23 protein-coding genes and 2 tRNA genes are annotated in these 25745 nt (G+C 74.2%); 8 read left to right on the top strand and 17 right to left on the bottom strand.

Going from position 1 to position 25745, the window contains the following annotated elements; translation table 11 throughout:
- Positions 1 to 21: 21 nt before the first annotated feature.
- Positions 22 to 104, top strand: a tRNA-Leu gene (locus tag ACYVHQ_RS00740).
- Between the two features lie 45 nt (positions 105 to 149).
- Here ACYVHQ_RS00740 and rdgB read toward each other — a convergent pair.
- Genes rdgB through murI form a run of 3 tightly spaced genes read right to left on the bottom strand, consistent with a single transcriptional unit; the run spans position 150 to position 2363 of the window.
- Entirely contained in the window at positions 150 to 746 is a 597-nt protein-coding gene (gene rdgB / locus ACYVHQ_RS00735; RefSeq protein ID WP_460509980.1) for an RdgB/HAM1 family non-canonical purine NTP pyrophosphatase, read from the bottom strand.
- Complete coding sequence (rph, locus tag ACYVHQ_RS00730) at positions 743 to 1471, bottom strand: ribonuclease PH (RefSeq protein ID WP_460509978.1); 729 nt, start codon at positions 1469 to 1471, stop codon at positions 743 to 745. The genes rdgB and rph overlap by 4 nt, the downstream gene beginning before the upstream one ends.
- A 58-nt stretch (positions 1472 to 1529) precedes the next feature.
- Positions 1530 to 2363: a glutamate racemase gene (murI, locus tag ACYVHQ_RS00725; protein WP_460509976.1), complete on the bottom strand. Its 834-nt coding sequence runs from the start codon at positions 2361 to 2363 to the stop codon at positions 1530 to 1532.
- A gap of 100 nt (positions 2364 to 2463) precedes the next feature.
- Between murI and ACYVHQ_RS00720 the strand changes: the two genes are divergently transcribed.
- On the top strand, positions 2464 to 3753 hold the full coding sequence (locus ACYVHQ_RS00720) for a nicotinate phosphoribosyltransferase (RefSeq protein WP_460509974.1): 1290 nt from the start codon (positions 2464 to 2466) through the stop codon (positions 3751 to 3753).
- Positions 3754 to 3765: 12 nt separating this feature from the next.
- Here ACYVHQ_RS00720 and ACYVHQ_RS00715 read toward each other — a convergent pair whose 3' ends face one another.
- From ACYVHQ_RS00715 to ACYVHQ_RS00705, 3 genes are read right to left on the bottom strand one after another with little or no spacing between them, the layout of a single operon-like run.
- Positions 3766 to 4026, bottom strand: a complete 261-nt coding sequence (locus tag ACYVHQ_RS00715; RefSeq protein ID WP_460509972.1) for a DUF3039 domain-containing protein — start codon at positions 4024 to 4026, stop codon at positions 3766 to 3768.
- Positions 4027 to 4072: 46 nt separating this feature from the next.
- A complete protein-coding gene (locus tag ACYVHQ_RS00710) occupies positions 4073 to 5638 on the bottom strand; it encodes an ABC transporter permease (RefSeq protein ID WP_460509970.1) in 1566 nt (521 codons plus the stop codon).
- Positions 5614 to 7596, bottom strand: coding sequence for an ABC transporter ATP-binding protein (locus tag ACYVHQ_RS00705; RefSeq protein WP_460509968.1), 1983 nt, complete (start codon positions 7594 to 7596; stop codon positions 5614 to 5616). Before ACYVHQ_RS00705 ends, ACYVHQ_RS00710 begins: the two co-directional genes overlap by 25 nt.
- 301 nt (positions 7597 to 7897) lie before the next feature.
- Between ACYVHQ_RS00705 and ACYVHQ_RS00700 the strand changes: the two genes are divergently transcribed.
- The 5 genes from ACYVHQ_RS00700 (at position 7898) to ACYVHQ_RS00680 (ending at position 11373) form a co-directional block, all read left to right on the top strand.
- Positions 7898 to 8590 carry a phosphocholine cytidylyltransferase family protein gene (locus ACYVHQ_RS00700; protein ID WP_460509966.1) on the top strand — a complete coding sequence of 231 codons (693 nt, stop codon included), beginning with the start codon at positions 7898 to 7900 and terminating at the stop codon, positions 8588 to 8590.
- Positions 8591 to 8622: 32 nt separating this feature from the next.
- Positions 8623 to 9417, top strand: coding sequence for an ABC transporter permease (locus ACYVHQ_RS00695; RefSeq protein ID WP_460509964.1), 795 nt, complete (start codon positions 8623 to 8625; stop codon positions 9415 to 9417).
- Positions 9417 to 10193, top strand: coding sequence for an ABC transporter ATP-binding protein (locus ACYVHQ_RS00690; protein WP_460509962.1), 777 nt, complete (start codon positions 9417 to 9419; stop codon positions 10191 to 10193). Before ACYVHQ_RS00695 ends, ACYVHQ_RS00690 begins: the two co-directional genes overlap by 1 nt.
- Before the next feature lie 9 nt (positions 10194 to 10202).
- Positions 10203 to 11015: a hypothetical protein gene (locus ACYVHQ_RS00685; RefSeq protein WP_460509960.1), complete on the top strand. Its 813-nt coding sequence runs from the start codon at positions 10203 to 10205 to the stop codon at positions 11013 to 11015.
- Between the two features lie 76 nt (positions 11016 to 11091).
- A complete protein-coding gene (locus ACYVHQ_RS00680) occupies positions 11092 to 11373 on the top strand; it encodes a hypothetical protein (RefSeq protein WP_460509958.1) in 282 nt (93 codons plus the stop codon).
- A 24-nt stretch (positions 11374 to 11397) separates the two neighbouring features.
- On the opposite strand, the gene ACYVHQ_RS00675 is transcribed toward ACYVHQ_RS00680, so the two are convergent.
- The 6 genes from ACYVHQ_RS00675 to ACYVHQ_RS00650 form a co-directional block, all read right to left on the bottom strand.
- Positions 11398 to 11691, bottom strand: a complete 294-nt coding sequence (locus ACYVHQ_RS00675; protein WP_460509956.1) for a helix-turn-helix domain-containing protein — start codon at positions 11689 to 11691, stop codon at positions 11398 to 11400.
- Positions 11692 to 11793: 102 nt separating this feature from the next.
- Positions 11794 to 13029 carry a CDP-glycerol glycerophosphotransferase family protein gene (locus ACYVHQ_RS00670; RefSeq protein WP_460509954.1) on the bottom strand — a complete coding sequence of 412 codons (1236 nt, stop codon included), beginning with the start codon at positions 13027 to 13029 and terminating at the stop codon, positions 11794 to 11796.
- 90 nt (positions 13030 to 13119) lie between these two features.
- Positions 13120 to 13995, bottom strand: coding sequence for a glycosyltransferase family 2 protein (locus ACYVHQ_RS00665; protein WP_460511202.1), 876 nt, complete (start codon positions 13993 to 13995; stop codon positions 13120 to 13122).
- Complete coding sequence (locus ACYVHQ_RS00660; RefSeq protein ID WP_460509952.1) at positions 13992 to 14798, bottom strand: CDP-alcohol phosphatidyltransferase family protein; 807 nt, start codon at positions 14796 to 14798, stop codon at positions 13992 to 13994. Before ACYVHQ_RS00660 ends, ACYVHQ_RS00665 begins: the two co-directional genes overlap by 4 nt.
- A gap of 4 nt (positions 14799 to 14802) precedes the next feature.
- Complete coding sequence (locus ACYVHQ_RS00655) at positions 14803 to 15846, bottom strand: glycosyltransferase family 2 protein (protein ID WP_460509950.1); 1044 nt, start codon at positions 15844 to 15846, stop codon at positions 14803 to 14805.
- Positions 15847 to 15997: 151 nt separating this feature from the next.
- On the bottom strand, positions 15998 to 17833 hold the full coding sequence (locus ACYVHQ_RS00650; protein ID WP_460509948.1) for a S1C family serine protease: 1836 nt from the start codon (positions 17831 to 17833) through the stop codon (positions 15998 to 16000).
- A gap of 135 nt (positions 17834 to 17968) precedes the next feature.
- Between ACYVHQ_RS00650 and ACYVHQ_RS00645 the strand changes: the two genes are divergently transcribed.
- A complete protein-coding gene (locus ACYVHQ_RS00645) occupies positions 17969 to 19168 on the top strand; it encodes an aminotransferase class I/II-fold pyridoxal phosphate-dependent enzyme (RefSeq protein ID WP_460509946.1) in 1200 nt (399 codons plus the stop codon).
- Between the two features lie 65 nt (positions 19169 to 19233).
- Here the strand turns inward: ACYVHQ_RS00645 and ACYVHQ_RS00640 are convergent, their stop codons facing one another.
- The 5 genes from ACYVHQ_RS00640 to ACYVHQ_RS00620 all read right to left on the bottom strand — a co-directional run bounded on the left by ACYVHQ_RS00640 (position 19234) and on the right by ACYVHQ_RS00620 (position 25652).
- A complete protein-coding gene (locus ACYVHQ_RS00640) occupies positions 19234 to 20076 on the bottom strand; it encodes a carbon-nitrogen hydrolase family protein (protein ID WP_460509944.1) in 843 nt (280 codons plus the stop codon).
- A 9-nt stretch (positions 20077 to 20085) separates the two neighbouring features.
- A complete protein-coding gene (locus ACYVHQ_RS00635) occupies positions 20086 to 21225 on the bottom strand; it encodes a glycerate kinase (protein ID WP_460509942.1) in 1140 nt (379 codons plus the stop codon).
- Positions 21226 to 21323: 98 nt separating this feature from the next.
- Positions 21324 to 21397: transfer RNA gene (locus ACYVHQ_RS00630), tRNA-Met, on the bottom strand.
- 86 nt (positions 21398 to 21483) lie between these two features.
- Entirely contained in the window at positions 21484 to 24408 is a 2925-nt protein-coding gene (locus ACYVHQ_RS00625; RefSeq protein WP_460509940.1) for a UPF0182 family membrane protein, read from the bottom strand.
- Between the two features lie 119 nt (positions 24409 to 24527).
- Positions 24528 to 25652 (bottom strand): YlbL family protein, encoded by a 1125-nt coding sequence (locus ACYVHQ_RS00620; RefSeq protein WP_460509938.1) that lies wholly within the window; start codon positions 25650 to 25652, stop codon positions 24528 to 24530.
- Positions 25653 to 25745: the final 93 nt, after the last annotated feature.

The following is a 25745-nucleotide window of genomic DNA, read 5'->3' as shown; positions in this document are numbered from 1 at the left end:
GCTCGCTACACTCGTCGTGCCGCGGGAGTGGTGGAACTGGCAGACACGCAGGATTTAGGTTCCTGTGCTCCGAGAGCGTGAGGGTTCGAGTCCCTTCTCCCGCACCGCGCCTCCGTCAGGAGGCCCGCCACCGGCCCGCCCCGTCGAGTTCAGCCCGCCAGCCGGGCCACGACCGGCGCGATCGCCCGGAACGCGCGCGAGCGGTGGCTGCGGGCGTTCTTCTCGGCCGGGCTCAGCTCGGCCGCGCTGCGGTCGTCGCCCTCGCCCCGGAAGACCGGGTCGTAGCCGTGCCCGCCCGTGCCCGTGCGCCGCTCGAGCACGGCGCCCGGCCACTCGCCGTGCTCGACGTGCTCGACGGACGGAGCGCCGTCGGTGCCCGGCACGACGAGCGCCGCCGCGCAGCTGAAGTGCGCGGCACGGTCGTCGGCGCCCTCGAGGTTCGCCAGCAGCAGGTCGATGTTGTCGTCGTCGTCGCGCGTCCCGGCGTACCGCGCCGAGTGGATGCCGGGCGCACCACCGAGGGCGTCGACGCTGATCCCGCTGTCGTCGGCGAGCGCCGGGAGCCCCGTGTGCTCGGCGGCCGCGCGGGCCTTGATGAGCGCGTTCTCGGCGAAGGTCGCGCCGTCCTCGACGGGCTCCGGCCCGTCGTACCCGACGAGCTCGACGCCGGGCGCGGTCTCGCCGAGGATCGCGCGCAGCTCGGCCACCTTGCCCTGGTTGTGGGTGGCGATGACGACCCGGGTCACGACTCGAGCACCTCGCGCTGGATGCGGCTGAGGTCGACGGCGCCCGCGAGCGCCAGGTCGAGCAGGGAGTCCAGCTCGGCGCGGTCGAAGGGGGCGCCCTCGGCCGTGCCCTGCACCTCGACGAAGCGGCCGTCGCCCGTGACGACGACGTTCATGTCGGTCTCGGCGCGGACGTCCTCGACGTAGGCGAGGTCGAGCAGCGGCACGCCGTCGACGATGCCCACCGACACGGCCGAGACCGAGTCCTTGAGCGGGCTGGCCTTCTGCCCGACGAAGCGGTGCTCGCGGCCCCACTCGATCGACTGGGCGAGGGCGACGAACGCGCCCGTGATGGCCGCCGTGCGGGTGCCGCCGTCGGCCTGCAGCACGTCGCAGTCGAGCACGATCGTGTTCTCGCCGAGCGCCTTGGTGTCCACGACGGCCCGCAGGCTGCGCCCGATGAGGCGCGAGATCTCGTGGGTGCGCCCACCGATCTTGCCCTTGACGCTCTCGCGGTCGTTGCGGCTGTTCGTGGCGCGCGGGAGCATCGAGTACTCGGCCGTCACCCAGCCCTTGCCCTTGCCGGTGAGCCAGCGCGGCACGCCGTTCGTGAACGACGCGGTGCAGAGCACCTTGGTGTCGCCGAAGGAGACGAGGGCGCTGCCCTCCGCCTGCGTGCTCCAGCCCTTCTCGATGGTCACGGGGCGCAGCTGGTCAGCGGTGCGGCCGTCGGTGCGTTCGGTCATCGGTGCTCTCTCTCGGTGGGGCTGTCGGTGGTCGTGGGGGCCGGGGCGCAGGAGGCGCTCAGCGGCCGGGCAACGGGATCGCCCCGGTCGCGAGGTGGCCGACGTGCGACACCTCCGGTCCGAGGAACCGCTTCGCGAGGCGCAGGAAGGTGGTCTGGTCGGGCGAGGTCGCCTCGAACTCGTAGCGGGGCGGCACCGCACCGGAGGCCTCGAGCCCGTGCGCGACGAGGGTGCGGTAGACGTCGCTCGCCGTCTCCTCCGCGCTCGAGACGAGCCGGACCTCCTGGCCCATCACGTACTGGATCGCCGCCGAGAGCAACGGGTAGTGGGTGCAGCCGAGCACGACCGTGTCGACGCGCGCCTCGCGCAGCGGCGCCAGGTACTGCTCGGCCACGGCGCGCAGCTCGGGGCTCGAGGTGTCGCCGCGCTCGACGAACTCGACGAAGCGCGGGCACGCCCGCGTGACGAGCTCGAGCCCGGGGGCCGCCGCGAAGGCGTCCTCGTAGGCGCGGGAGCGGATCGTGCCCACGGTGCCGATGACGCCCACGCGACCCGTGCGGGTCTGCCCCACCGCGGCGCGCACGGCGGGCTGGATCACCTCGACGACGGGGATCCCGCTGCCCTGCGTGTAGCGCTCGCGGGCGTCGCGGAGGACCGCCGCCGAGGCGGTGTTGCAGGCGATCACGAGCAGCTTGACGCCCTGCGCGACGAGGTCGTCCATGACGGCCAGCGCGTACTCGCGCACCGCCGCGATCGGCTTCGGCCCGTAGGGCGAGTGCGCCGTGTCGCCGACGTAGAGGATCGACTCCCGGGGCAGCTGGTCGATGATCGCCCGCGACACCGTGAGCCCCCCGACGCCGCTGTCGAAGACTCCGATGGGTGCGTCCGTCACGGTGCCCCAGCCTACCGGCCGCACACGGCGCGCCCGTGGCCCGACGGACGACGCGGCAGGAGGCCGTCCGCCCGGGCCGACGCGCCCCTAGGCTGGCCGCGTGAGCAGCGCACTCCTGACCGACCGCTACGAGCTGACCATGCTCGAGGCCGCCCTCAAGTCCGGCACCGCCGGGCGCGACAGCGTGTTCGAGGTGTTCGCGCGACGTCTGCCCGAGGGGCGCCGCTTCGGCGTCGTCGCCGGCACGGGGAGGTTCCTGCAGCTCCTGACCGACTTCCGCTTCGGCGACGAGGAGCTCGCCTGGCTGCGCGAGGACCGTGTCGTCGACGGCCCCACGCTCGACTGGCTCGCCGACTACCGGTTCTCCGGCGACGTCCGCGGCTACCGCGAGGGCGAGCCGTACCTGCCCGGCTCGCCGCTGCTCGTCGTCGAGTCGAGCTTCGCGGAGGGCGTCCTGCTCGAGACGCTCGCCCTCAGCGTCTTCAACCACGACTCCGCGGTGGCCAGCGCGGCGGCGCGCATGGTCTCGGCGGCCGACGGACGCCCGCTCGCCGAGATGGGGTCGCGGCGGACCGGCGAGCGCAGCGCGGTCGCCGCCGCGCGTGCGGCCTTCGTCGCGGGCTTCGGCGCGACGAGCAACCTCGAGGCGGGCCGCACCTGGGGCATCCCCACGATGGGCACGGCCGCCCACGCCTTCACCCTGCTGCACGACAGCGAGGAGGACGCGTTCCGGGCGCAGGTCGCCACGCTCGGGAGCGGCACCACGCTGCTCGTCGACACGTACGACATCGCCGAGGCGGTCGAGACCGCCGTGCGGGTGGCGGGCACGGGGCTCGGCGCGGTGCGCATCGACAGCGGCGACCTGCCGATCGTCGTCGCCCGGGTCCGGGAGCAGCTCGACCGGCTCGGCGCGACGGGGACCCGCATCACGGTCACCAACGACCTCGACGAGTTCACGATCGCCGCGCTGCGCGCCGCCCCCGTCGACGGCTACGGGGTGGGCACGAGCGTCGTGTCCGGCTCCGGCCACCCCGCCGCCGGCATGGTCTTCAAGCTGGTCGCCCGCCGGGGGGACGACGGCGAGTGGCTCTCCGTCGCCAAGACGTCCGCCGACAAGGCGACCGTCGGCGGCCGCAAGCACCCCGTGCGCGTGCTCCGCGACGGCGTCGCGGTGGAGGAGCGCATCAAGGTCGGCACGGAGGCCACCGACGACGACGAGCGTGCCCTGCTGGTGCCGCTCGTCACGGGCGGCGTCGTCGACGAGCGCTGGACGGGCCCCGGGGGCACGCGCCTCGCCCGCGAGCACCACGCCCGCACGATCGCCGAGCTGCCGCCCGAGGCGTTCCGCCTCGGACGCGGCGAGGCGGTCCTGCCGACGGTCTACGCCTGAGCGGGCGCGCGACTACTCGTCGCGCATCTTCTCGTAGATCTCCTTGCAGGTCGGGCACACCGGGAACTTCTCCGGGTCGCGGCCCGGTGTCCACTTCTTGCCGCAGAGCGCCTTGACGGGCTTGCCGCTCAGCGCCGACTGCATGATCTTGTCCTTCTGCACGTAGTGCGAGAAGCGCTCGTGGTCGCCCGGGTCGAGGGCCTCCTCCTCGAGGAGCTTCTCCAGCTCGCGGTCGAGGACGTCGAGGCCACCGCCGGTCTGCGTGTCGTTCATGCGCCCATCGTACGTCGTCGAGCAGGACGCGACGCGGCCGAGGGGGTCAGGAGCGCATCGTGAAGGCGAGCAGCTCGGGCGCGCGCCGGGCGAAGACGCGAGCCCCCACCAGGACTCCGAGCACGAGCACGACGACGCCCGTGCCGAGGCCGGTCCAGAGCGCCGTGCTGGCGCCGTCGGGGTCGAGGCCCAGCACCTGTCGAGCGGCCGGCCAGGCCGTGGGCAGCGTGAGGAGCAGGGCGCCGCCGACCATGGCCGTCTGCGCCCAGCCCGCGCTCGATCCGGTGGACTGGGGCTGCTGGAACGGATCGTCGTGCGGGCGCACCGCGGCGTAGGGCAGCGCCGCGGAGACGATGCTCGACAGACCGAGGCCGCAGAGCAGCAGGCTCGCGCTGACGCCCAGCTCGCTGCCGAGCACGGCCCGGTCGCCGTGCACCCAGGTCGCGACGAGAGAGCCGAGCACCGCGATCGGCGCGCCGAGGAGCAGCGCCGGGACGAGGCGACCGACGCGGTCGGCCAGCCCCGATGTGTCGGCCACCACGTGCAGCCAGAGCGCCGTGCTGTCGTAGGCCACGTCGTTGTGCGGCAGGAACCCCAGGAGCAGGCACATGACGGGCACGGGGACGAGCGCCAGCCAGTGCCAGCTGACCCCGGCGACGCCGAGCGGCAGGACGAGGAGCGGCAGGAACGGGATGATCGCGAGCGAGACGCGGTAGCGGGCGTCGCGCAGCCAATACGTCAGGCTGCGCGCCGCCACGGCGCCGGTCGGCGTCGCCCGCACGAACTCGAACCACCCCAGCCCGCTGGGCTCCTCGGACACGTCCGGCTCGGGCCCGTCGAGGAACGCCCGGGCCACCAGGAGCCGCCAGGCCCACCAGAGGAGGGCGATGCCCGCGAGCGCGATCACCACGTCGGCGACGACGCGCGCGGCGTCGCCCTCGGCGGCGTGCCCGGGCAGCGCGAGGGCGGCACCGAAGGGCGTCCACGCGAGCACGCCGGCCAGCACCCCCGAGCCCTGGTCGCCGGGCAGGACGGTGCGCACGCCGTCGACGACGAGCGGCACGAGCAGCAGGACGAGCACCACGGCACCGACGACGAGCGAGCGCCGGGCGGCGCGCGTGGTCAGCACGACGGCGTCGAGGGCCGAGGCGACGAGGGCGAGCAGCAGGGCCGTCACCCCGGCGAGGACCGCGGCCACCACCGCGAGCAGCGTGACGCCCGAGCCCGCGTCCCAGGCGCGGACGTAACCGGTCGAGAGCACGACGAGCGCGAGCGCGGGCAGCCCCACCGCTCCGCCCAGCGCGAGGCCGAGGGCCGCCCGGCGCTCGGGCACGCCGAGGGTCGCCAGGCGGCGCGGATCGCTCCAGGCCGGTCGCACCCGGGCGAACGGCACCACGGCGAAGCCGAGGAGCAGCAGCGACCCGCCGCCGACCACGAGGGCGCTGACCTCGGAGAGGTCGGCGCCGCGGAGGCCGCTGACGAGCAGGGCGACCGCGAGGGACGCGACGAGCACGAGCAGCGCCGCCGTGACCGACCCGGCCCAGCGTCGCGGCCCGGTGCGCACGTCGTTCGCGAGCGAGTGCAGCCTCAGTCGGAGAAGTTCTGCAACCATTCCATGCCCTCCGTGACGGCGCGGCCACCCGCGAGCTCGACGAAGCGCTCCTCGAGGCTGCGCCCCTCGCGCACCTCGTCGACGGGGCCGGAGGCGAGGACGTGGCCGTCGACGATGACCGCGACGCTGTCGCAGATCCGCTCGACGAGGTCCATGCTGTGGCTGGACAGCAGCACCGTGCCACCACCGGCGACGTAGCGCTGCAGGACGTCCGTGACGGTCGCGGCCGAGACCGGGTCGACGGACTCGAACGGCTCGTCGAGCACGAGGACCCGTGGCGAGTGGATGATCGCGGCGGCGAGCGCGATCTTCTTGGTCATGCCCACGGAGTAGTCGCTCACGAGGCGCCCGAGGGCGTCCTGCAGGCCGAAGGCCACCGCCAGGTCGCTCGAGCGCTTGCGGGCCGTGGCCCCGTCGAGGCCGCGCAGGGTCGCCGAGTAGTAGAGCAGCTGGGCACCGGTGAGCCGGTCGAACAGCCGCAGGCGGTCCGGCAGCACGCCGAGGGACCGCTTCGCGGCGGCGGGATCGGCCCACACGTCGGCACCGAGCACCGTGACCGTGCCGGCGTCGGGGCGCAGGAGCCCCGTGACGATGGAGAGCGTCGTCGTCTTGCCGGCGCCGTTGGGCCCGACGATGCCCGTGAAGGACCCGGCCCGCACCTCGAGGTCGACGCCCTCGACGGCCGTGGTCGAGCCGTACCGCTTGACGAGGCCCGCGATGCTGAGCACGACGGGGGCGTCGATCGCGGGGGCACGCGGCGCCGGGCGCGGCGCGACGGCAGGAGGCGCGACGGCCACCGGCACGGCCACCGGCTCCGCCTCGGGCTCCGGCTCGGGCACCGGCTCCGCCTCGGGCTCGGGCTCGGGCTCGGGCTCGGGCTCGGGCTCGGGCGGTGCGTCGCCTCCTGCGGCGGGGCTCGGGCGCACGTCCGCATCGGCCTCCGCCCGTGCCTCGGTGGCGACGTCGGGGTCGTCCCGGGTCTCGGGTGCGACGCCGGCCTCGCCGACCTCGGCCGCCACGTCGGTCAGGCGGTCCGTCGGGTCGGCGGCGCCCAGGCCGTCGGCAGAGCTCGCGAGCGGGGGCTGCACGAGCGGTCGAGGGCCCGCGGCCGCGCCCCGCGACGACGCGACCGCCCGGTCGACGGCGGCGCGGGCGCGGCGGAGGAGCCCGCCGCTGCTCCGCGCAGGCCCGGTCGTCGCGGGGACCGTGGCCGCTGGTGCTCCCCGGAGGGGCTCGGCGGCGGACCCGACGCGCGCGGGATCGTCCTCGTCGGCGGTGCCGTCGGCGGGCACCGGGTCGACGGCGGCGCCGTCCGTGGGAGCACGGTCGGCGCCCGTGGCAGCCGTTCCCCCATGACCGGCCCCGTCGGCCTGCTCCACCTGGTCGGCCCCGTCGGCCTGCTCCACCTGGTCGGCCCCGTCGGCCTGCTCCACCGGAACGGCTCGATCGGCCCCGGCGGGCGCGTCGGGCAGGACGTGCTCGGCTGCGGCGGCCCCCGCGGACTCGACCGCGTCGTCGTCCGTGGATGTCGCGGGCACGGGCGTGGGGCCGCCGGCGCTCCCGTCGGCGTCCTCGACCACGGCGTCGTCGACCGCCCGGCCCGGGGACTCCCCGGTGGGGGTCGCCGCCTGGGCGGCGGCGGCGGCCACGGCCGCCGCCTCGGCCCGGGCGCGCGCGTTGGCCGCGCGCGTCGCGGCGGCCTTCTTGGCGGCGGCGGAGCGCTCGGCCGCCGTGCGCGGTGGCTTGCGGGCGCGCCCCGACGCACTGCGCGGACCCGTCGCGGCCGGCCTCGGGGACGGCTCGCCGGCTCCGGTCCCGGTGGCCGGCACGTCCGTGCCGACGCTCGTCGTCGAGTCGTCCTCGTGCACGTCGTCCCCCTGCCTGACCGCCTCGTCGGTGCCGCTGCTCGTCGCGTCGGCGGCGTCCGCGGGCCGACGGTCGTCCTCGTCGTCGTGCACGGCGTCCTCCCCTGACCCTCTCGCGCGGAAGCGTCCGGACCACCGTACCAAGGCGTGCAGGCCCCGGAGCACGGGCGGGCGGCATCACGAACAGGACACGGATGCCGCGCGGACCTTACCGTGAACGCCCCGTTCGGGGTATCGTGACGCTGCACGACGACGTGTCCAGAACGAGGCTCCGCGGTGACGTCCGCGTGAACGCGCTCCAGCGATCCGACGCCCTGCTCCACGGGGCTCGGCGGGCGCTGTGACCGGCGGGGCGAGAACGCGGGCCCCTGGCCCCGCCCCAGAGGAGACAGACGTGAGCACTCAGATCGTGATCCTGGCCGCCGGCCTCGGCAGCCGGCTCGGCCGCTCCCTGCCGAAGGCGCTGACCGAGCTGCACGACGGCCGCACCATCATGCGCCAGCAGTTCGACAACATCGAGGAGGCCTTCGGCGGCGACGTGCGCGTCACCGTCGTGGTCGGCTACAAGTTCGAGCACATCGTCGAGGCCTTCCCCTCCGCGTCGTTCGTCTACAACGAGCAGTACGACCAGACCAACACCTCGAAGAGCCTGCTCCGCGCCCTGCGCGCCACGGGCTCCGCCGGCGTCCTGTGGATGAACGGCGACGTCGTCTTCGACCCCGAGGCCCTCAAGCGCGCGGCGCACCTCGTGCGCGAGGACCGCTCCTTCGTCACGGTCAACACCTCCAAGGTCTCCGACGAAGAGGTCAAGTACACGACCGACGCCGAGGGCTACATCGCCCAGCTGTCCAAGCAGGTCGAGGGCGGCCTCGGCGAGGCGGTCGGCATCAACTACGTCTCCAAGGCCGACAAGGCCGTCCTCGCGCGCCAGCTCCAGCGCGTCGACGCGCAGGACTACTTCGAGCGCGGCATCGAACTGGCGATCGAGCACGACGGACTACGCTGTGAGCCCGTGGACATCTCCGATCTCTACGCCGTCGAGGTCGATTTCGCAGAAGACCTGGAGCGCGCGAACCTGTTCGTCTAGGCCGGAGGGTCCCACCGACCCGAGAGGCCCCCGTGAGCAGTGACGTCGCCCGGCGCCGCCCGTCCCGTGCGGCCCGGTACCGCCGCACCCTGTGGCTGCTGACCTCGCGCGACCTCAAGGTCCGCTACTCCACCTCGGCCCTCGGCTACGTCTGGTCGATCCTCGACCCCCTCGTGATGTCGGGGATCTACTTCTTCGTCTTCACCGTGGTGTTCCGCCGCGACGTGGGCGAGGAGCCCTACATCGTGTTCCTGCTGAGCGGCCTGCTCGCGTGGATGTGGTTCAACGGTGCCGTCTCGGACAGCACGCGGGCGTTCCTGCGCGAGGCCAAGCTCGTGCGCTCGACGAAGATCCCGCGCACGATCTGGGTCGGCAGGCTCGTCGCCTCCAAGGGCGTCGAGTTCGTCCTGAGCCTGCCCGTGCTGGCCGTCTTCGCGGTGGTCGCCGGGGCGGAACTGCACTGGCAGGTCGTGCTCTTCCCGCTCGCGATCGTGCTGCAGGCCGTGCTCGTCACGGGCGTCGGCCTCATCGTGGCTCCGCTCGTGGTCTTCTTCCGCGACCTCGAGCGGGCCACGAAGCTCGTGCTGCGGTTCCTCTTCTACGCGTCGCCGGTCATCTACGGCACGCAGAACCTGCCCGAGGAGCTCCACCTGGCCGCGGCGTTCAACCCGCTGAGCGGCATCTTCGGCCTCTACCGCTCGGCCTTCTTCCCGGACCAGCTCGACCTGCTGGAGGTCCTGGTCGGGGCCGGCGTGAGCCTCCTGCTGCTCGCGGTGGGGCTGCTCGTCTTCCGTCGCGCCGAGCGCGCCGTGCTGAAGGAGATCTGATGACCGCCCCCGCGTCCCCGTCCGTCGGCGCGACGCCCGTCATCCGCGTCGACGGGGTCGGCATCCGCTTCCGTCGCAACCGGCGCGGCCGCCGGTCCTTCAAGGACCTCTTCGCGGGCAGCGCGCGCCGCAACCGCCCCGGCGAGTTCTGGGCGCTGCGCGACGTCAGCTTCGAGGTCGCCCCGGGCGAGGCCATCGGGGTCGTCGGCCGCAACGGCCAGGGCAAGTCGACCCTCCTGAAGCTGGTCGCCGAGGTGATCCTGCCCGACACGGGATCGGTGCGCGTCTCGGGCGGAGTGGCCCCGCTCATCGAGATCACGGGCGGCTTCGTGGGCGACCTGAGCGTGCGCGACAACGTGTACCTGACCGCCGGCCTGCACGGCATGAGCCGGTCCGAGATCGACGACCGCTTCGACGAGATCGTCGACTTCGCCGAGATGGCCGACTTCGTCGACACCCCGTACAAGCACCTGTCCAGCGGCATGAAGGTGCGCGTGGCGTTCGCGGTCATCTCGCGCCTCGAGGAGCCCGTGATCCTCGTCGACGAGGTGCTCGCCGTCGGCGACCGGGCCTTCCGCGAGAAGTGCTACCGGCGCATCGAGTCGCTCCTGGCCGAGGGGCGCACGTTGTTCCTCGTCTCGCACAACGAGAAGGACCTCAAGCGGTTCTGCCAGCGGGGCCTGTACCTCGACGGTGGGCGCCTGGTCCACGACGGACCGCTGCAGGAGGCCCTCGACCGGTACGCGGCCGACCACCCGCCCCGCCCCACGGCGTAGGGTCGAGCGATGCGCTGGCCCTCCCGCTCCGACCGCCCCGACCGAGGAGCCGTCGCCCGACGCGGCGCCGACGACCTGGAACCGCACCGGCTCGCGCCGGTCATCGGGCAGGACGACGCCCCTCGTGGCGACCCGGCCGCCACCGACGAGTCCGCCTGGGTGCGTCGTCTCGACGCGCTCCTCAGCGTCCAGCGGCCGGTCGTGCTGCGCCACGTCCGTGCGCTCCGCAAGCGCCACCCGACGGCGTCGCCCGCCAGGCTCGTCACGATCCTCGAGCGCGAGTACCTCGCCGCCGTGACGACGGGAGGCGCGGCGGTCGGCGCCAGCGCCGTCGTGCCCGGCGTGGGCTGGGGCGTCTCGCTCGCCCTCTCGGGCGTCGAGACGGCCGGGTTCCTCGAGGCGAGCGCCCTCTTCGCGCAGTCCGTCACGGAGGTGCACGGCATCTCGGTGTCCGACCCCGAGCGTGCCCGGACGCTCGTCATGGCGATGATCCTCGGCGCTCCCGGCGCACAGCTGGTCCGGCAGTTCGCGGGCGAGGCCGTCGGCACGGCCCCGGCCCGTCAGGCCTTCTGGGGCGAGCTCGTGACGTCGCGCGTCCCCAAGGCAGCCCTGACCAACATCAGCGGATCGCTGCGCAAGCACTTCGTCCGTCGGTTCACCGCCTCCCAGGGGGCGACCGCGCTCGGGCGCGCGGTCCCCTTCGGCGTGGGCGCCGTCATCGGGGGCGTGGGCAACCACACCCTCGGGCGCAAGGTCGTGCAGAGCGCACGGTCCGCCTTCGGACCGGCACCGGCGGCCTTCGCACCCGGACTCGAGCGCTAGCGACTCCTCCCCCGCAGTCGGCGTCGCTCCACAGGCCCGCGGCGCCGGTGTCGGGGCCCGGCCCTAGCCTCGGGCCATGCCGACGACCAGCACCGCGTACCGCGTCCCGTTCGAGATCGACCGCTCCGCCGGGCCCCGCCGGTACCGTCTCGTGAACACGGGTGACGAGACGGTCCACGGGCTCCGGATCACCCTGCTCGGCACGGGGCTCCTCGTGCCCGTCGCGACCCAGCGGCTCCTGCCCGGCGAGGGTCTGGCCGTCTCCGTGATCGGCGTCGACCTCGCCCGCAGCGGCATCGCCGTCGTGCGCTGGTTCCGACCCGACCGCTCCGAGTACCTCTGGCGGTTCAGCTTCTGAGCGGGTCGACCGACCGTGAGGGGCCTAGCGTGCCCGGCGCTTCTTCTCGGCGACGTAGTCCGCGGCAGTGAAGGCATCGAGCACGGGCGGCAAGTGGCTCGCGTCGAGGCCGGTCACGAGCGTGGCGGGATCGACGCCCAGCACGACGGCGAGCCGCACGATGGTGTGCAGCACGGGGTTCCCGATGCCCCGCTCGATCTTGCCGTAGTTCGACACGTTCATCCCGGCGAGGTGCGCCACCTCGTCCTGGCTGAGCCCGATCCGGTTGCGCTCGGCCTTGATCCTCTCGCCGAAGAGGCGGGCGGCGTCACTCGTCACGGCAGGCACGCCTCATCATCTCGTGGCTCGTGCGTCACGCTCCAGATGCCACGCGCCCGGGGCCTGGGCGCCTCCCGGCCGCACCATCGAGGCCGTCATGCCTCACGCCTGCGAGCCCTCCCGGGCCGCGTACTCGTCGCGCCGCTCGACGAGCACCCGGACGGCCTCCTCGAAGCGTCGCGTCGCGGCGCCGGGCGTCGTGTCGCCGAAGTAGTGCGCCACCCAGCGCTGCAGGCGGTCGGCGGCCTCGACGTCGTCACCGAGGGCGTCGACGATGTCGACGATGCGCACGGCGTCCTCGGCCGACAACCACTCGGCGGCACCGAGGTACCCGTTCTCGTCGATCTCCGCCTCCGGCGCCACGGGTCGCGTGACGAGCAGCGGCTTGCCGGTCGCCAAGCGGTCGTAGACCATCGCCGAGATGTCGCTGATGGCGACGTCCGCAGCGCCGAGCTGCCAGCCGAGCTCGGCCCCCAGGTCCACCACGTGCCCCGCACCCGGGTCCGCCGCGTCGGCCTCCTGGATCGCCGCCACGATCTGCTCGTGCGCACGCCGGTACTCGCGGTCCAGCACGCCGCTGCGAGGGTGCGGGCGGTAGACCACGCGGTGCCGCCCCGACGCGAGGAGCGCCGAGACGAGCGACAGGCCGTGCGAGGCGATCGACCCGTACGCCGCGGCGGCCCGGTCGCCCTCCCAGGTCGGCGCGTAGAGCACGACGACGCGGTCGTCCGGCTCGAAGGGCGGGTCGCCCGCGACGTGGTCCGCCTGCGGCCGCCCGATCGAGAAGGTGCGCGCGTCGAGGTCGTAGTCCCAGAGCACCCCCGCCAACCGTGCCCGGGCCGCGTCGCCCGCCACGAAGGCGTAGTCGTACGCCTTGAACTGGTTGGTCGTCATGTACATCTTGTCGCTCTCGCCGTGGTTGACGAAGACGTGCCACATGCGGCCGTACCGCATCATCTGGAAGTTCTTGGCGTTCTGGTTGACGTAGAGGGTCACGGCCACGGGGTGCGAGGCCACGAAGGCCTCGAGGTCGACGACCTGGCGCGCGTAGACGACGGGCACGGGCGACTCGTCGAGCAGGGCGAGCATGGTCCCCGGCGACCGGACGACGATCGCGACCGGCACCGTCCGCGCGAGGGCGGCGAGCGGGGCGTACCACTGGCGGATCTGGTACAGGTTCACGGCGGTGTCGGCGAAGTAGACGGCGACCCGCACGGTCCCGTCGGCCGGTCCCGCACCGGCCGTGCCCCGCTTCTCGAGGGCGCGTCGTGCGGCCCGGGAGCGGACGGCACGACGCCCCAGCGTCCAGGCCTGGACCAGTTCGGTGGGGAGCGGCACGAGGAGGTCCTTCCAGGAGGAGGTGGTGGTCGGGAGCTGGTGCGTGCCTGCCGGCGCGGGCGCGACCCGAGGGGGTGGTGCGAGGGGGTCTCAGACCACGGGAGGACGACCCGCGCGGGTCATGCGCAGCACGCCGGCCCAGCCGACGGACCGTCGACCGCCCGGCCGCGTCCGCCACCCCTCGGCCTGACCTGCCAGCCAGGTCCGGAGGAGCTCGGGTCGCCGCCACCAGCGGAGCACCTGCACGCCCGTCCACGATGCCACGTAGAGGGGGACGACGGGCCACGGCAGGTTGCGCTTCGCCAGCCACACCCGGTTGCGCGCGTTCAGCCGGTAGTACTCGCGGTGCCGGGCAGGGTCGATGGCGGGGTGGTGCGCGACCAGGTCGCCCGCGTACCAGGTCGTCCTGCCCTGGCCCCACACGCGCCAGGCCAGCTCGATGCCCTCGTGCGCGTAGAAGTAGGGCTCGCCCCAGCCCTCGCACGCGTCGAAGGCGTCGCGCGGCAGCAGGGTCGCGCCCTCCCACACGGAGAAGACCGGGCCGGGCGACGCCGGATCGCCCTTGCGCAGCCGCGGTACCCATCGCCGGGGCGCGGCGACGCCGGTCGGGTCGACCACGCGCGGCTGCAGGAGGCCCACGTCGGGCCGCGAGCGGAGGAACGCCACGGCGTCGGCCAGGAACGTCTCGCTCGGCAGCGACGCGTCGTCGTCGAGGAAGAACACGTACTCCCCCGCGACCTGCTCGGCACCGCGGTTGCGCCCCGCGGGGATCCCCACGTTCTCGGGGAGGGCGAGCGCGCGCACCCCCTCGGGCAGGCCGCTGGGCTGCCAGCCGTTGCCCACGCAGACCACGTCGAGCTCGACGTCGCGCTGCGCGAGCAGCGTGGCGAGCCCCCGCGCGAGGTCCTCGGGGCGCCGCCCCTGCGTGAGGCTGACGACGCCGATCCGGGGCACCGCGGCGCTCAGGAGCGCACCCGCCGCGACGAGAGGATGGCCACGAAGTGCCCGACGAGCGCGAGCACCGACAGGGGCAGGAGGACCGACACCAGCACGCGGTCGGCCGTCGGCTGGCCGACCACGAGGCCCACGAGGGCGGCCAGGACGACGAGCATCGTCAGCTCGACGGAGTGGTACAGACGGTGGAACGGCACGAAGCGGGCCACGCTGCGGAGCCGGGCCAGGAGCCTCCTGCCGGGCACGGTGGCACCGCCCCGCTTGTCCTCCAGGCGGGTGAGGCCCGCGTGGGCCCTGGCCACGTGCACCATGTCGTTGAGGGCCTTGTTGAGCACGACGACGAGCGCGAGCGCGAAGCCGAGCGTCGTCCAGCGGTAGTCCTCCGGAGCGTCGAAGGGCAGGCCGGCGGCGCGGAGGCCCAGGACGACGGGGATGAGCGCCTCGGTGGTGTAGTGGCCCACCTTGTCGAGGAACACCCCGGCCGGCGAGCTCTCGCCGCGCCAGCGGGCGACCTCCCCGTCGCAGCAGTCGACGAGCATCTGCAGCTGCCCGAGGACGAGGGCGAGCAGGGCCCCGCCCAGGCCCGGCACGAGCAGGGCGAGGGCCGTGCTCCAGCCCACGAGGATCATCAGCCCGGTGACGCCGTTCGCCGTGACGCTCGTCCGCAGGAGCCACCACGTGAGGTAGGGCGAGAGGTCGCGCAGGTAGAGCGAGGCGGTCCAGTGCTCGGCGTTGGCGCGGCTCCGCACCTCGGGCGGCTGGGCGACGCGGCGCAGCTCGGCGATCGAGGCGGGCGGCGGTGTCGAAGGGCTCATGCGGTCATCTCCCCGTGTGGGACGTGATGTCGTCGGTGAGCGACAGCGCCCCCGCCAGGAACCCGGTGCCCCAGCCGACGTGGATCGTGGGCAGCACCACGAGCAGCCAGCCGCGCCCGGCTGCGCCCAGGCCGCGCGGGGCGGCCACGGCGGCGGCGGCGACGACGGCGAGGTAGGCCCCGGGCACGACGAACCCGACGGTCGCCCCGGCGAGCGCCGTGCCCGTGGCGACGCCGACGAGGCCCACGAGCCCGGCGGCGGTGCCGATCCCGAGCGCGACGACGGCGACGGGAGGCGCGAGGTAGCGGAGCGAGTTCGCCCGCGGGTAGCGCCGCGCGAGCTCGCCGCGCCACAGTCCCGTGGCCACGAACTGGCGGGCCAGGCGGCGCAGGCTCGGTCGCGGACGGTAGGTGACGACGAGGTCGGGCGTGAACCACACGGTGCCGCCCGTGGCGCGGAGGCGCCGGTTGAGCTCCCAGTCCTGGCCGCGCTTGACGCCCTCGTCGAAGAGGCCCACCTCGAGCAGGCGCTCGCGCCGGAAGACGCCGAGGTAGGCCGTCTCCGCGGGGCCCTCGCGGCCGCCGACGTGGTGCGGGGTGCCACCGAGGCCCACGCGGCTGCCGTAGGCGTGCGCGACGGCGCGCTCGAAGGGCGTGCGGCCCTCGGCGCGCATGATGCCGCCGACGTTGTCGGCGCCGCTGCGCCGCAGGGCGGCGACCGCGAGGCGGGTGTAGTCGGGCGGCAGCACGGAGTGCGCGTCGACCCGCACGACGACCGGGTGCACGGAGGCGCGGATCGCGACGTTCAGCCCCGCCGGGGTCGAGCCCGCCGGGTTCGGGACGCTCCGCACCCGCGGGTCGATGCGGGACAGCTCGGCGACGACGCGGTCGGTGTCGTCGACGCTGGGCCCGAGCGCGAGCAGCACCTCGAAGTCGCCCTCGTAGTCCTGGGCCACCAGGCTCTCGACGGCGGCCCGGATCTCGCGCTCCTCGTTGAGGACGGGCATGACGTAGGAGACGCCCGGCAGGGCGCCGTCCAGTGCTGCCATGTGCCCGCCTCGAGTCTCGGCGCCGTCCGGCGCGGCCGGGCGCACCTGCGCCCCTGATCCGCTCGACTCTAACAGGCGGTCGGCGGGCTCCCGCGGCGCGCCGAGGGGCGGACGGCCCGCGCCGTCCGCCCCTCGTCGCCGGTGCCGGGCCTCAGGACTCGAGGGTGCCCAGGGTCACCGTCGTCGTCGCCTCGCGGCCGTCCCGCACGTAGGTGAGCTCGGCGTCGGCACCGCCCGCGAGGAAGCGCACCTGGGCGGTGAGGTCCGTGCGGTCGGTGATGGGGATGCCGTTGAACTCCGTGACGACGTCGCCCTTGCGCAGGCCGGCCGCCTGGGCGGCACCGCCCTGGCTGATCTCGGCGATGAGGGCGCCCACGCGGTCCGCGGTGGGGTCGGCCGTGGCGTCGTTGACGCTCGCCCCCAGCAGCCCGTGCGTGGCCGACCCGTCGGCGATGATCTCCTTGGCGACCCGCTCGACCAGGTTCGACGGGATCGAGAAGCCGACGCCGATGCTGCCGGAGGACTCCCCCGAGCTCGCGATCGCGACGTTCAGCCCGATGAGGCGACCCTCGCTGTCGAGCAGCGCGCCGCCCGAGTTGCCCGGGTTGATCGAGGCGTCGGTCTGGATGACCGGCAGGGAGATCACCGAGTTGGCCTGGTTCTGCGGGGTGCCCTCGCCGTTGTTGAACGAGAACGGCCCACGACCGTTGTTGTCGCCCTGCTCGCCCTGCTCGGAGCCGTCGGCGGGAGCCGCGGAGCTCTGCACCGTGATGCTGCGGTTGAGCGTCGAGACGATGCCGTCGGTGACGGTGTTGGACAGGCCGAGCGGAGCACCGATCGCCACGGCACGGTCGCCGACGTTGAGCTCGCTGGAGTCCGCGAACGTGATGGGGGCGAGGTCCGTCGCGTCGACCTTGAGCACGGCCAGGTCGACCGTCGGGTCGAGGCCGACGACCTCGGCGGGCAGGATCCGGCCGTCGCTCAGGGTGACGCTGACGGTGCCGTCGGCGCTCGCGCCGTCGAGCGTGACGACGTGCGTGTTGGTGGCGATGTACCCGTCGTCGGTGAGCACGACGCCGGAGCCCGTGCCGCCCGAGCCGCCGGAGGACACGCTGATGGTGACGACCGACTCGGTGGCCTTCGCCGCGACGGCCGTCACGACGGTCGCGTCCTGGTAGTCGTTGACGGTGAGGTCACGGGCGGGGCCGGCCGCCACGGAGCTCGTCGAGCCGCCGTCGAGGGCGGCCGTGACGCCGGCGCCGCTGACGCCGCCCACGAGGGCCCCCACGGCGAGGGCGGCGAGGAGCGCGCCGGCACCTCGGCGCCGTCCCGGCTGCGCCGGCCCGGAGGCCGGGGCCGCCCAGGTCGACTGCGGCGGGGCAGGAGGCTGGTGCCCGGCCCCGGCGTGGGACTGCGGCGCCTGCTGGCCCGGGGCACCGGCACGCGGCGCCTGGCCGTAGGGCTGCTGGCCGTAGGGCTGCTGGCCGTAGGGCTGTTGACCGTAGGGCGCACGGCCGTAGGGCTGCTGCCCGTACGACTGCTGCGGACTCGCCGCCTGCTGGCCGTAGGGCTGCTGGCCGTACGGCGGCCGGTGGCCGGACGTCTGCTGCCCGTAGGGCGCCTGCTGGGCCGAGCCGGGCTGCTGCCCGTACGGCTGCTGCTGGGCCGAGCCGGGCTGCTGCCCGTACGACTGCTGCTGGGCACCGGCGGGGCGGAAGCGGTCCGGGTCACCGGGGGCGGCCGCGGACGACGTCGGGGGCAGCTGCTCCGTGGGGGCGGTCGGTGCCACGCGCTCGTCGAGCGAGCGCGGCGTGCTGCCGGGCAGGGGCGGGGCGCCGAAGGTGACGTCGCCCGCGTCGCCGGAGCCGGACCGGCCCGCGGGCTGGTCCGCGCCTCCTGCGTGGGCGTCGGTGCCGCGCTGCTCGTCGCGGTCGTCGGGCCGGGGCTCGCGGTCGGCCTCGTGGGGGTCGCGGGGTCCATCGTGCATGTCTGGGTGCTCCTTCCAAGCGTGTCGATCCTGGTCGCCGCAGCTGTGCGGCGTGCAAGACGCGCCTGGGAGCCGGCTGGACGCGAGCCATGACCCTGCCCGGCGGGGGCGCCCGGCGGGCTAGCGTGAGGCCCCATGACCGCCCCCGCCCCCTGGTCGCGTGCCGCGTCCGGCGCCCAGCTGCTCGACGCCTCCGGCCGGCTCGCCCCCACGATCTTCGCCGAGATGACGGCCCTGGCCACGGCCACCGGCGCCGTCAACCTCGGCCAGGGGTTCCCCGACGACGACGGCCCGGCCGAGGTGCTCGGAGCCGCACGCGAGGCCATCTCCGCCGGCGTGAACCAGTACCCGCCCGGTCGCGGGCTGCCCGTGCTCCGCGAGGCGGTCGCCGCGCACCAGGAGCGGTTCTACGGCCTCTCCCCCGACCCCGACCGCGAGGTCCTCGTCACGGCCGGTGCCACCGAGGGCCTCGCCGCCGTGCTGCTGGCCTTCGTCGAGCACGGTGACGAGGTCGTGGCGTTCGAGCCCTTCTACGACGCCTACGGCGCCCTCGTCGCCCTCGCGGGCGGGACCCTGCGGACCGTGCCGCTCCGACGGCCCGACTTCCGGCCCGACCCCGACGAGCTCCGCGCCGCGTTCTCGGACCGCACGCGCGTCGTGCTCGTCAACGACCCGCACAACCCCACCGGCGCCGTGCTCGACGACGAGACCCGGGCCCTCGTCGTCGAGCTCGCCGAACGCCACGACGCCCTCGTCGTCACCGACGAGGTCTACGAGCACCTGCTCTTCGACGGGCGACGGCACGTGCCCCTGGCGACCCTGCCCGGTGCCGCCCACCGCACGCTCACGCTGTCGAGCGCCGGCAAGACCTTCTCCGTGACGGGCTGGAAGGTCGGCTGGCTCACGGGCACCGCCGAGCTCGTGGAACGCGTGCTCACCGTCAAGCAGTACCTGACCTACGCGGGAGGGGCGCCCTTCCAGCCCGCGGTGGCCGTCGGGCTCGGACTGGCCGACGCGTTCTACGCCGATCTCGCCCGGTCGCTGCAGGACCGCCGGGACCTGCTGGCCGCCGGGCTCACCGCGGCCGGCTTCGACGTGCTGCCCTCAGCGGGCACCTACTTCGTGGTCGCCGACGCGGGTCCCCTCGGCCACCCCGACGCCGCCGAGCTCTGCCGACGGCTGCCCGCGCTCGCCGGCGTCGTCGGCGTGCCCGTCAGCGCGTTCTGCCACGCCGAGCTCGCCCGCGAGCACGCGTCGCTCGTGCGCTTCGCCGCGTGCAAGCGCGTCGACGTCCTCGAGCGTGCGGTCGCGGGACTGGCGGGCATGGCAGCCTAGGGCGGCTCGGCCCGGTCCGACGCGCCCTCGGGCCCGGCACGGGCCGACGCGCACGGCTCCGTGGCTCAGCGCGGCGCGACCCGCCAGCGGCGCAGCGCCAGGGACGGGTTCGTGCGGCGCACCTCGTCGAGCCGGGCGGTCGACACCTCGGCCACCGCCACGGCCTCCGCCTCGTCGCCGATGCAGACCAGGGCCACGCCCATCGGGTCGACCACGAGGCTCGTGCCCACGCCCACGGGCGGTGCGTGGTCGGCCGCCGCGACGTAGACGGTGTTCTCGATCGCGCGCGCGGTGACCAACGTGCGCCAGTGGTGCTCCTTGAGCGGCCCGCGCACCCACTCGGCCGGCAGCAGCACGACCTGGGCGCCCGCGTCGACGAGCGAGCGCGTCACCTCGGGGAACCGCACGTCGTAGCAGGTCTGCATGCCGAAGGCGACGCCGTCCACGACGAACGTCTCGGGCGGGCCCACCGGGCCGGGCTCGACCCAGTCCGACTCGCGCTGCCCGAAGGCGTCGTAGAGGTGCTGCTTGCGGTAGGTCGCCACGACTCCCCGCCCAGGCGCCACGGCGACGAGGGCGTTCGAGAAGCGGGACGGGTCGCCGGCCGTGGCGACGAGGCCGGCCACGAGCACCAGGTCGAGCTCGTCGGCGATCGCCGCCAGGCCCTGCACGAACGGCCCGTCGAGGTCCTCGGCGGCGGCGACCGTCTCGGCCCCGAGCTCCGGCGTGAACGACGACGAGTACTCGGGCAGGACGAGCACCCGCGCGCCCCGCGCGACGGCGGTCCGCGCCAGGCGCTCGGCCGTGCGCAGGTTCTCCCGGGGGTCGGCGACGGGCGCGAACTGCCCCACCGCGATGGTCGTCGTGCTGCTCGCGGCCCGCGCCGTCGACTGCTCGTCCGTGCTCACGCGCACACCCTACGACCCCTCGGTGGTGAGCCCCCGCGCCGCGGGGAGCCTCTCGGGCACGACCTCGGCGAGCTCGACCCCTGCCCGCCGCAGCCAGGGCGTCGGTCGGCGCAGGGACTCCGCCACGTCGCCCGCCAGCTCCCCCGTCGCCCGCACGGCGACGAACGGCGCCGCATCGCCGGAAGGATCCACCCGGCCCGCGACGAGCGCCACGGGGACGCCCGCGGCCCGCGCGAGGCCGACGACGTGCGACACCGCCTTCCCGTCCGCGGTCTGCCGGTCGAAGCGCCCCTCGCCCGTGACGACGAGGTCGGCCTCGGCGATCGCCGGGTCGAGCCCCAGGGCCTCACCCACGGCGGGCGCACCGCCCACGATCTGCGCGCCCCACGCGAGCAGGCCGAAGGCGACGCCTCCTGCCGCTCCCGCGCCGGGGGTCGAGCCGTCCGCGGCCACCAGCGCGGCCCAGTGCTCGAGGCCCGACTCCAGGGCCAGCACGTCGTCGGGGTCGGCGCCCTTCTGCGGGCCGTACACCGCCGCCGCGCCTCGGGGCCCGAGCAGGGGCGCCGCCACGTCGGTGAGCAGGACGACCCCCCGCGCGGGCAGGGGCAGGAGGCCCGTGAGATCGAGCCGGACGGCCGACGACAGCCCCCTCCCGCCGTCTGGCACCTCCTCCCCCAGCGAGTCCAGGAGGCGCGCCCCGAGCTCACGGAGCACGCTCGCGCCCCCGTCCGTCGAGGCGCTGCCACCGAGGCCGACGAGCAGGCGCGTGGCGCCGGCGCCGAGCGCCGCGGCGAGGACGCGCCCCAGGCCCCGGGCATGGGCGTCGAGGGGGCGCGGCTCCGCCAGCAGCGGGAGCCCGCTGGCAGAGGCCAGCTCCACCACGGCCGTGCCGTCCGGCAGGGCGAGCCACTCGGCCTCGACGGGGCGGTCGTCGGGCCCCGGCACCGTGGTCCTGTGGACGACGGCGTCGGGCAGTGCCCTCCGGAAGGCCTCGACGGTCCCTTCGCCGCCGTCGGCGAGGGGCACCTCCTGCACCAGGTCGGCAGGGCGGACCGAGCGCCAGCCGTCCGCGATCGCCGCGGCGACGTCGGCGGCGGAGGCCGTGCCCTTGAAGGAGTCCGGGGCGACGACGACGCGGAGGCTGCTCATGGGGACACTGTGCCAGTCGCCCGCCCGTCACGAGGGGGGATACGCGAAGAACCCCTGGTCCAGAGGACCAGGGGTTCTTCGTCTGTGTCGCGTTCTCGTTGCGGGGGCAGGATTTGAACCTACGACCTCTGGGTTATGAGCCCAGCGAGCTACCGAACTGCTCCACCCCGCGGCACAAGAAGAAACACTAGCACGGGTTCTGAGCGAGCACCAAATCGAGGTGTCGGGCGGGGACCGCGTCGCGGTCCCCGCCCCGCGTCACTCGCCCCCGGAGGCCGCGACGGCCGCCTCGAGGGCGTCCTGCAGGCGGGCGTCCGCCTGCGCGGCCGCCACGAGGTCGTTGTCCGCGTACGCGGACTGACGGTCCGAGAGCGCCTGCTGGGCGTCGGCCAGGGCCGCGTCGAGGTCGGCGTTGCCCGTGCTCGCGCCCGCGCCCGGCGTCGTCGTGCCCTCGTCGGCCGCGCCGTCGTCGGTCGCGCCGTCGTCCGTCGCTCCCTCGTCGGCGCCGCCCGCGGTCTCGTCGTCGGGCGTCGACGTCACGGGGACGTCGCCGTCGCCGGCCTGCGCCCCCGAGTTGCCGCCGAAGAGGCTGTCGAGCGACGCGTCGAGGGTGTCCTCGAACGCGATCTGCTCGCCGAACGAGGTGAGCACCTTGCGCAGCACCGGGTACGACGTGTCGCTGTTCGACTCGACGTAGATGGGCTGCACGTAGAGCAGGCCGCCGCCGACGGGAAGCGTGAGCAGGTTGCCCCGCACGACGTTCGTGTCGCCGCGCTGGAGCAGGGCCAGCTGGTTCGCCACCGCGGTGTCGGTGTTGAAGTTGGCCTGCACCTGGCCGGGCCCGGGCACGCTGTCCGTCGCCGGAACCGTGAGCAGGCTCAGCCGGCCGTAGTCACCGCCGATCTCGCCGGGCGTCCCGCCCGCGTCGCTGTTGGCGGCGAGGTAGCCGGTGAGCACGTTCCGCGCGTTGTCGCCCGTCTGCTGCGGGATGTACGTCGAGTACATCGAGAAGGCGGGGTCCTGCCCGGGCAGCTGCAGCGTCAGGTAGTACGGCGGCTGCAGCGCGCGGTCGGCGGCCGTGCTCGTCGGCTCGTTGGGCGTGACCCACGCGTCGTCGGACGAGTAGAACGAGTCGGCGTTGGTCACGTGGTAGGTGCCGAGGATCGCGCGCTGGACCTTGAACATGTCCTGCGGGTAGCGCACGTGGTCCATGACGTCCTCCGACATGTCGGAGAGCGGGCTCAGCGAGGTCGGGAACACCTTCTGCCAGGTCTGCAGGATCGGGTCCTCGGTGTCCCAGGCGTAGAGCTCGACGGAACCGTCGTACGCGTCGACCGTCGCCTTGACCGAGTTGCGGATGTAGTTGATCTCGTCGGTCGCGAACGTCGGGCGGGGCGTGTACGTGTCCGCGATGGCGTCCGAGAGGGCGCGCTGGCTCGAGTACGGGTACTCGCTCGTCGTCGTGTAGGCGTCCACGATCCACTTGATGCCGCCGTCGACGACCGCCGGGTAGGGCTCGCTGTCGATGGTGAGGTACGGCGCGACCTTCTGCACGCGCTGCGCGGGGTCACGGTCGTAGAGGATCTGCGAGTCGTCGTTCACGGCGTCGGAGAGCACGATCTGCTCGGACTGGAACTTGATCGCGTAGATGAGCCGCTTGAAGACGTTGTCGAGCGTCGGACCACCGTCGCCCTCGAAGGTCGTGGTGGCGTTGTTGCTCTCCTCGTTGCCCTCGGAGGGGTAGTCGAGCTCGATGTCGCGCTCGCCGTTCCCACCGACGACGGAGTAGGCCGGCGACTCCTGCCCGAAGTAGACGCGCGGCTCGTAGCCGTCCTCACCGCCGAGCGCCCCGTTCACGGGGATGCCCGACTCCAGGAAGACGGGCTGCCCGTCGGGCGAGCGCTGGTTGCCGTAGGCGGCCACCACGCCGTAGCCGTGCGTGTAGACGAAGGCGGTGTTGTAGGGCGTGGCCGAGCCGCCGAGCTGGTCGACGTTGAGCTCGCGGACGGCGATGACGGTGTCCTGCTGGGCGCCGTCGATCTCGTAGCGGTCCACCGAGAGGCGCTTCGGGAAGCTGTAGTACTGGCGGTACTGCTGCAGCTGCGCGAAGGCGTCCGTCACGAGGGCGGGGTCGATGATGCGGATGTTCGCCGTCGTGGCCGCGTCGCCGGCCAGGGCGCCGGCCTCGGCGTCGGAGGTCGCGTCGTAGGGCTCCTCCTGCACGTCCGCGACGCCGTAGGCCTCCCGCGTGGCCTCGATGTTGCGCGAGATGTAGGGCGACTCGACCGTCCGCTCGCTCGGGTCGACCTGGAACCGCTGCACGACCCAGGGGTAGACGCCGCCGACCACGATGCTCACGACGATGAGGCCCGCGGTGCCGATGATCGGCAGGCGCCACCGACCGATGATGGCGGTGACGACGAAGAAGAGGGCCACGACGATCGCGATGCCGGCCAGGATCTGCTTGCCCGGGATCCCCGCGAAGACGTCCGTGTAGGTGGCACCGGTGACGACCTTGCCCGTGCCGTCGGCGAGGGTCGCGTACTGGTCGAGCCAGAGGCTCACGCCCTGCAGGGCGAGGTAGACCGCCGCCGTGACGGCGAGCTGCACGCGCGCGGTGCGCGAGATGCGCACCTCGCGGCCGGTGAAGCGCAGGGCTCCGTAGAGGTAGCTCGTCGCGAGCGCGGCGAGGCCCGAGAGGAGCACGACGGCCGAGGCGAACGCCACGACGCCCTGGTAGAAGGGCAGCGAGAAGACGTAGAAGCCCAGGTCGAGGCCGAACTGCGCGTCGGTGCTGCCGAAGGGGGTCCGGTTCAGCCACTGCAGCGCGACCGGCCAGCGCGCCGACGACGCGATGCCGCCGAAGAGGCCGAGCACGACGGGGACGCCGATCATGACCACCCGTCGCAGGGGCTCGATGACCTGCTGGTACCGGTCGAGCTGCGCGTTGAGCTTCGCGTAGACCGGCCGGAACCGGAACGCGACCTCGATGCTGACGTAGACGGGGACGGCCATCGCCAGGAAGCCGACGAGGAACATCACCGCCCCGGCGATCCACTGCGTGGTGAGCACGTCGGCGAAGCCGAGCTGCTGGTACCAGAGGAAGTCCGTCAGCAACGACGAGAAGATGAAGAACGCGATCACCAACGCGGCCAGGACGGCGACGGTGACGAGGACGGGCAATCGGGGCGAACGTCGAACGGGTCGCGACGATGCGGATGACGTCAAGAGGGGGCTCCTGGCTGATCGTGGATGGTCCGCGCCATCCTACGGCGTCGCCCTGGGGCGGGGCCTGGGCGTCGTCAGCGGGCGTCGCAGGTGGGCAGGCTCGACGCGTCGCCGCCCCCGCCGACCGTCTCGAGCGTGGTCACGGCCTGGTCGAGCGTGTCGACGGCGTAGACGTCGAGCCCGTCAGGCACGTGCCCCACGACCTCGCCGCAGTTGGCCTCGGGGGCCAGGAACACGTCGGCCCCGGCGTCGAGTGCTCCGTACATCTTCTGGCGGATGCCGCCGATGCCGCCGACCGTCCCCGACGCCGTGATGGTGCCCGTGCCGGCGACGTCGAGGCCGCCGTTCAGCTGGCCGGGCGTCGTCTTGTCGATGATGCCGAGCGCGAACATCATGCCGGCGCTGGGGCCGCCCACGCGGTCGAGCCGCAGCTCGACGTCGAAGGGGAACTCGTAGTCGACGCTCACGCCGACGCCGAGGAGGGGCGGCGACCCGTCGGTCGACGCGGGCGTCACCTCGAGCTCGCGGCGCTCGCCGTCGCGCTCGACGACGACGTCCGCGGGGGCGTCCGTGCCGGCCTCGGCCACGAGGCCGCGGAGGCGGTCGACGTCGGCGCCGGTCTCCAGGCTCGTGCCCGACACGGCGAGGATCCGGTCGCCGACCTCGAGCACGCCCTCGGCGGGCCCGCCCGCGGAGACCTGGCTGACCACGACGCGGCTCGGGACCGTCGTGCCCTCGTGCACGAGGGCGGCGGCGATGGCCGCCTGCTGGCTGTTCTCCATGTCGACGGCGTTCTGCTCGTCGACCTGCTCGTTCGAGACGCCGCTCGGGTAGATCGCCTCGACGGGCACGACGGCCAGGCTCGGCCGGAACCAGGCCGAGAGCACCTGGGCCCAGGTCGGTCGCTGCTCGACGTTGCCCTGCACGCTCACGGTGAGCAGGTCGAGGCTGCCCGCCGTCGGGTAGGTCTCGGTGCCCTCGATCGTGATGAGGGGGACGTCCTCCCCCTCGTACTCGGCCGAGCCGAGGGTGTCGAAGACCGGGCCGGGCCGCTCGACGAGGTAGGGCGAGGGCAGCACGGCGACCACGACGGCGGCGAGCACCGCCAGGAGGAGCGCCGACCAGCCGACGAGGCGACGGCGGCGGGCACGGCGGTCGGCCGGGGCGTCCGCCGGGGCCGGAGGCTCGAAGAGGGCCAACGGAGTCCTTCCATCTGTTCGCCACGGGCGCATCGGAGGGAGCTGGGGGCGTGTTCCCCGTCCAGCCCGACGTCGTGGCCAGCGGCTAGCGTA

The organism is Frigoribacterium salinisoli, from assembly GCF_054781095.1.
This window is presented reverse-complemented; position numbering and strand designations above follow the sequence as displayed.

Coding starts and splice junctions, on each gene's coding strand:
- ACYVHQ_RS00690 (WP_460509962.1), top strand. CDS start 9,417: ATGACCGCCCCCGCGTCCCCGTCCGTCGGCGCGACGCCCGTCATCCGC.
- ACYVHQ_RS00650 (WP_460509948.1), bottom strand. CDS start 17,833: ATGCACGATGGACCCCGCGACCCCCACGAGGCCGACCGCGAGCCCCGG.
- ACYVHQ_RS00660 (WP_460509952.1), bottom strand. CDS start 14,798: ATGAGCCCTTCGACACCGCCGCCCGCCTCGATCGCCGAGCTGCGCCGC.
- ACYVHQ_RS00685 (WP_460509960.1), top strand. CDS start 10,203: ATGCGCTGGCCCTCCCGCTCCGACCGCCCCGACCGAGGAGCCGTCGCC.
- ACYVHQ_RS00645 (WP_460509946.1), top strand. CDS start 17,969: ATGACCGCCCCCGCCCCCTGGTCGCGTGCCGCGTCCGGCGCCCAGCTG.
- ACYVHQ_RS00710 (WP_460509970.1), bottom strand. CDS start 5,638: ATGGTTGCAGAACTTCTCCGACTGAGGCTGCACTCGCTCGCGAACGAC.
- ACYVHQ_RS00680 (WP_460509958.1), top strand. CDS start 11,092: ATGCCGACGACCAGCACCGCGTACCGCGTCCCGTTCGAGATCGACCGC.
- ACYVHQ_RS00655 (WP_460509950.1), bottom strand. CDS start 15,846: ATGGCAGCACTGGACGGCGCCCTGCCGGGCGTCTCCTACGTCATGCCC.
- rph (WP_460509978.1), bottom strand. CDS start 1,471: ATGACCGAACGCACCGACGGCCGCACCGCTGACCAGCTGCGCCCCGTG.
- ACYVHQ_RS00715 (WP_460509972.1), bottom strand. CDS start 4,026: ATGAACGACACGCAGACCGGCGGTGGCCTCGACGTCCTCGACCGCGAG.
- ACYVHQ_RS00635 (WP_460509942.1), bottom strand. CDS start 21,225: ATGAGCAGCCTCCGCGTCGTCGTCGCCCCGGACTCCTTCAAGGGCACG.